The following is a 5,266-nucleotide window of genomic DNA, read 5'->3' on the forward strand; positions in this document are numbered from 1 at the left end:
AGCTCGAAAAGACTCTGCGCAAGGGAGAAGCCGAGGTCACCATCGTCGACCCGCTTCCCTACATGACCTACCAGCCGTTCTTGCCGGAGGTCGCCGCCGGCTCGATCGAGGCGCGTCATTCCGTGGTGTCGCTGCGACGCCACCTCAAGCGCACGCGCATCCTCACCGGCAAGATCACTGGCATCGACCACGCGTCGAAGTCGGCGACCGTCACCCCCGAGATCGGCGACCCCTTCACCGAGACGTACGACCAGATCGTCGTCACCGCCGGGGCCGTCTCGCGCACGTTCCCGATCCCCGGGATCGCCGACAACGCCATCGGCCTCAAGACGATCGAAGAGGCCGTCGCGATCCGCGACCAGCTCCTGGACAACTTCGACAAGGCCGCGATGATCCCCGCCGGACCCGAGCGCGATCGTCTGCTGACGGTCATCGTCGTCGGCGGCGGCTTCGCCGGCATCGAGGTCTTCGCCGAGCTCCGCTCGTTCGCATCGTCGCTGCTGGCGAAGTATCCGACCATCTCGTTCGAGGACACCCACTTCCACCTCATCGAGGCGATGGGTCGCATCATGCCCGAGGTGTCGCTGCCCACGAGCGAATGGGTGCTGAAGGACCTCGCCAAGCGGGGCGCGTACGTTCACCTGGACACCCAGGTCAAGGGTGCCGTCGACGGCAACGTCGAGCTCTCGACCGGGGAGACCCTGCCGTCGGATCTGATCATCTGGACCGCAGGCGTGATGGCCAACCCGACCGTCGTGCGCGGCAGCGACCTGCCCGTCGAGGAGCGGGGCCGCATCCGCACCCGTCCCGATCTGCGCGTGGGGACCGACGATGAGGTCGTCGAGGGCGCCTGGGCGGCCGGCGACGTCTCGGCCGTGCCCGACCTCACCGGTGGCGGCGTGGGCGGCATGTGCGTGCCGAACGCACAGCACGCCGTGCGCCAGGGCAAGCTGCTGGCGAAGAACATCACGGCGGTCCTGCGCGGCGAGGACCCCAAGGACTACGTGCACAAGAACCTGGGAGCCGTCGCCGGGCTCGGTCTGTACAACGGCGTCTTCCAGTCCGGCAAGCTCGCGCTGAAGGGCTTCATCGCCTGGATCGCGCACCGCGGCTACCACGGTCTCGCGATGCCCACGTGGGAGCGCAAGTTCCGGGTGATCTGGGGCTGGTGGAACAACCTCTGGCTGGGTCGCGACATCGTGAGCCTTTCCAGCGTGCAGAACCCCCGCTACGTCTTCGAGGAGTTCGCGGCGCGCCCGCGACCGGCCGAGCCCGAGAAGAAGGCCGACGCCGACAAGGAGAAGGCCGCCGCGCGCTGAGCGGTAGCGTGGGGGATGCCGCGGCGCCCCCGTAGCCCAACCGGCAGAGGCAGGCGACTTAAAATCGCTTCAGTCTGGGTTCGAATCCCAGCGGGGGCACATGATCGATCTGCTGGCGCGGGAGGCCACCACACCCGGGTGGCATGACGTAGCGGCGTACTGGGGTCGCCTCACGGATGCGGTCTCCGACGTCTCGGGGCCGTGCGCGGTCGTCGAACTCGATGCGCTGCGCCACAACGCCCTCGACATGCTCGTCCGCGCACGCGGCGTGCCGATCCGGATCGCGACCAAGTCGGTGCGCGTGCGGGAGGTCCTCGACGCCACGCTTGCGCTGCCCGGCTACGCGGGGCTGCTGGCCTACACACTGCCCGAGGCGCTGTGGCTCGCCGAGGCCCATGACGACATCGTCGTGGGCTACCCCTCGGCCGATCGCGCGGCGCTCGCCCGCCTCGCGGCAGACGAGCGCGCCGCGGCGCGGGTGACGATCATGGTCGACGACCCGGCGCAGCTGGACCTTCTGGACGCCGTCGCCGCCCCGACCGCGCGCTGCGAGGTGCGCGTCGCGATCGACGCGGACGCCTCCTGGCGCTCGGCCGCGCTCGGTCACGTCGGCGTCCGCCGATCGCCGCTGTTCGACGCCGTCGACGTCGCCCGTCTCGCCCGAGCCATCGTCGCCCGCCCCGGGTTCCGGCTCGTGGGACTCATGATGTACGAGGCGCAGATCGCCGGCCAGCCGGACGCCGTCGGCATCGATGCGCCTGTCATGCGGTGGATGAAGCGACGCTCGGCCGCCGAGCTCCACGACCGACGGGCCGGCATCGTCGCCGCGCTGCGCGAGATCGCGCCCCTGGAATTCGTCAACGGCGGGGGGACCGGCTCGCTCGAGTCGACCGCATCCGATCGCTCCGTGACCGAGCTCACCGCGGGAAGCGGGCTGCTCGCCGGCCATCTCTTCGACGACTACCGCGGGTTCGATCCGGCACCGGCATCCGCCTTCGCGCTCGAGGTCGTCCGGCGCCCGGCTCCCGACATGGTCACGGTGCTGGGAGGCGGATGGATCGCCTCGGGGCCACCGACGCCGTCGCGGCAGCCGGCGCCCGTGTGGCCGGAGGGGCTGCGCGCCCTCGCGCGCGAGGGGGCCGGCGAGGTGCAGACTCCCCTGCGCGGCGCCTCGGCTGGTTCCCTCGCGATCGGCGATCGAGTCTGGTTCCGGCACGCCAAGAGCGGGGAGACGGGCGAGCACGTCGATCGCTTCCTGCTCGTGGCAGACGGCGAGATCGCCGGCGAGGCGCCGACCTATCGCGGCGAGGGGAAGGTGTTCCTGTGACACGACCCGGGGCGACGTGGCGCAACTGGGCGCGCTCGGCTGCCGTCCGGCCGCAGCGGATGGAATTTCCACGCACGGTGGGCGCGGTGGCGCGAGCGGTGACGGCGGCGCGAGCACGGGGGATGCCGATCAAGGCCGTCGGCGCGGGCCACAGCTTCACCGGCATCGCGGTGGCGCCCGGTGCTCTGCTCGATCTCACCGACCTGTCGGGGGTGGTCTCGGTGGACGCCGAGCGGGCCCGCGTGACGTTCCTCGCGGGAACGAGACTGCATCAGATCCCGAAGCTGCTCGCGCCGTACGGGCTGGCCATGGCGAATCTCGGCGACATCGACCGTCAGTCGATCTCCGGGGCGATCTCGACCGGAACACACGGCACGGGAGTGCGCTTCGGAGGACTCTCGACCCAGGTCGTCGGCGTGGCGCTCGTCGCGGGCGACGGCGAGATGCTCCGGGTGAACGAGCACGAGAACGCCGACATGCTTCCGGCCGTCGCCCTCGGGCTCGGCGCGCTGGGCATCCTCGTCGAGGTCACCCTGCAGTGCGTCCCGGCGTTCCTGCTGAGCGCGGTGGAGAAGCCGGAGCCTCTCGACGAGGTGCGTGCGAGCCTGCATCAGCGCGCGGCCGAGGCGGATCACTTCGAGTTCTACTGGTTCCCCCACACGGACAGCGCGATGACGAAGACGAACACGCGCCTGCCCGAGAGCGCGCCGCGCAAGCCTCTCGGCGTCATCGGAGGCTGGGTGGACGACACGCTCGTTGGAGGTGCGCTGCACCAGGCGGCGTGCGGCATCGCCAAGGCGGTGCCGGCGAGCGTGCCCGCCATCGCGCAGGCCTCGGTGCGGGTCTGGGGGGACCGCGCCTTCACCGACGCGTCGCACAAGGTGTTCGCCACCTCCCGATCGGTGCGCTTCCGCGAGATGGAGTACGCGCTGCCCGCATCGGCCGTGGGCGCGGCCTTCGACCGGCTGCGTGGCCTCATCGACGACGAGGGATGGCGCGTGTCCTTCCCCGTCGAGGTGCGCTTCGCCGCGGCCGACGACCGGTGGCTGTCCACGGCGTACGACCGTGACACGGCCTATATCGCGGTGCACCGATACTGGCGCGAGGATCCGTCGGAGTACTTCGAGGCCGTCGAGCAGATCATGCGCGCACACGACGGACGGCCGCACTGGGGGAAGATGCACACGCTCGGCGTCGCCGATCTCGCCCCGCGCTACCCGCGCTTCGCGGACTTCGTGGCGCTGCGCGACCGCCTCGACCCCGATCGCCTGTTCGGCAACCGGTACCTCACGCGGGTCCTGGGGGAGTGACCCCGCAGCCCGCGGGAGTGCTGGGAGTCGGCGGCTCGGGCACGTGAGGTCCGCGGGTGCGGACTAGGATGGCGACCATGTGGGAATGGCTTATCCCGGTCCTCATCGTCGTCGCGATCGTCGTCATCGCCGGTATCTACCTGTGGGCGACGTACAACTCGCTGGTGCAGTTGAATGTTCGCGTCGACGAGGCGTGGAGCGACATCACCGTGCAGCTGAAGCGACGCGCCGACCTGCTCCCGAATCTGATCGAGGCGGTGAAGGGGTATGCCGCGCACGAGAAGGCGGTGTTCGAGAACGTCACGCGCGCTCGCGCGGAGACGCTGAACGTGGCGAGTCCGGCGGAAGCGGGCGTCGCCGAAGGGCACATGCAGCAGGCGCTGAAGTCGATCTTCGCGGTGGCGGAGGCCTACCCCCAGCTTCAGGCCAGCCAGAATTTCCTCCAGCTCCAGCAGGCGATCGTCGACACCGAGGACAAGATCCAGGCATCGCGCCGGTTCTACAACGGCGGCGTCCGAGAGCTGAACACCAAGATCAAGGTCTTCCCGAACAACCTCTTCGCCAAGAACCTCGGGTTCAGCGAGCGCGAGTTCTTCGAGGTCGTCGACGGCGCCGCGATCTCGGAGCCGCCGCGCGTGCAGTTCTGACGCAACAGCCGACGTACCGCATCGCAGTTCACACGGCGAAGGAGGACCGACCGTGTACAGCGCCATCGCGCGGAACAAGCGCAACACGTGGTTCATCCTCATCGGTTTCGTCCTGGTGCTGGGGGCGATCGGATGGATCGCCGGCTGGCTCCTGGGCAACAACTGGTTCGTGACGGGGTTCATCCTGCTGTTCGCGGCCGGATACGCCACCGTGCAGTACTTCTTCGCCGACCGGGAAGCGCTCGCGATGGCGGGAGCCGTCGAGGTGTCGTCGCAGGACGCGCCGCGCTATTTCCGTCTCGTGGAGAACCTCTGCATCACGACCGGAACGCCGATGCCGAAGCTCTACGTGGTCGAGGATGCCGCCCCCAACGCGTTCGCGACGGGGCGCACGCCCGAGAAAGCGGCGATCACCGTCACCACCGGACTGTTCGAGATCATGACCGATCGTGAGCTCGAGGGAGTCCTCGCGCACGAGCTGGGCCACATCCGGAACTACGACATCCGCGTCTCGCTCATCGTCTTCGGTCTCGTCGTCGCCGTCGGGATCCTCGCCGACATCATGCTGCGTGCCGCGTTCTTCGGCGGGATGCGGCGCGGAGGCGGCAACAACGGGCAGGCGCAGCTGCTCTTCGTGATCTTCGGCCTCGTCGCCGCGATCGT

The 5,266-nt window shown here is 69.5% G+C and carries 5 protein-coding genes and 1 tRNA gene; all 6 read left to right on the forward strand.

What is annotated here, in order from left to right; translation table 11 throughout:
* Positions 1–1,319 (forward strand): NAD(P)/FAD-dependent oxidoreductase (locus B4E30_RS14850; protein WP_286795922.1); only part of this gene is annotated, 1,319 nt, incomplete at its 5' end.
* Positions 1,320–1,344: 25 nt separating this feature from the next.
* Positions 1,345–1,418 (forward strand) — tRNA-Leu (locus B4E30_RS14855).
* 1 nt (position 1,419) lies between these two features.
* Positions 1,420–2,646 carry an alanine racemase gene (locus B4E30_RS14860; RefSeq protein WP_286795923.1) on the forward strand — a complete coding sequence of 409 codons (1,227 nt, stop codon included), beginning with the start codon at positions 1,420–1,422 and terminating at the stop codon, positions 2,644–2,646.
* The gene (locus B4E30_RS14865; RefSeq protein WP_286795925.1) at positions 2,643–3,956 is read left to right on the forward strand and encodes a D-arabinono-1,4-lactone oxidase; all 1,314 of its coding nucleotides are present in this window, start codon (positions 2,643–2,645) and stop codon (positions 3,954–3,956) included. The genes B4E30_RS14860 and B4E30_RS14865 overlap by 4 nt, the downstream gene beginning before the upstream one ends.
* A gap of 77 nt (positions 3,957–4,033) precedes the next feature.
* On the forward strand, positions 4,034–4,603 hold the full coding sequence (locus B4E30_RS14870; protein WP_194384955.1) for a LemA family protein: 570 nt from the start codon (positions 4,034–4,036) through the stop codon (positions 4,601–4,603).
* A 52-nt stretch (positions 4,604–4,655) separates the two neighbouring features.
* A partial coding sequence (locus tag B4E30_RS14875) for a M48 family metalloprotease (RefSeq protein WP_286795927.1) occupies positions 4,656–5,266 on the forward strand: 611 nt, incomplete at its 3' end.

Source organism: Microbacterium sp. UBA3394, from assembly GCF_002358725.1.
Classification (GTDB): Bacteria; Actinomycetota; Actinomycetes; order Actinomycetales; family Microbacteriaceae; genus Microbacterium; species Microbacterium luteum.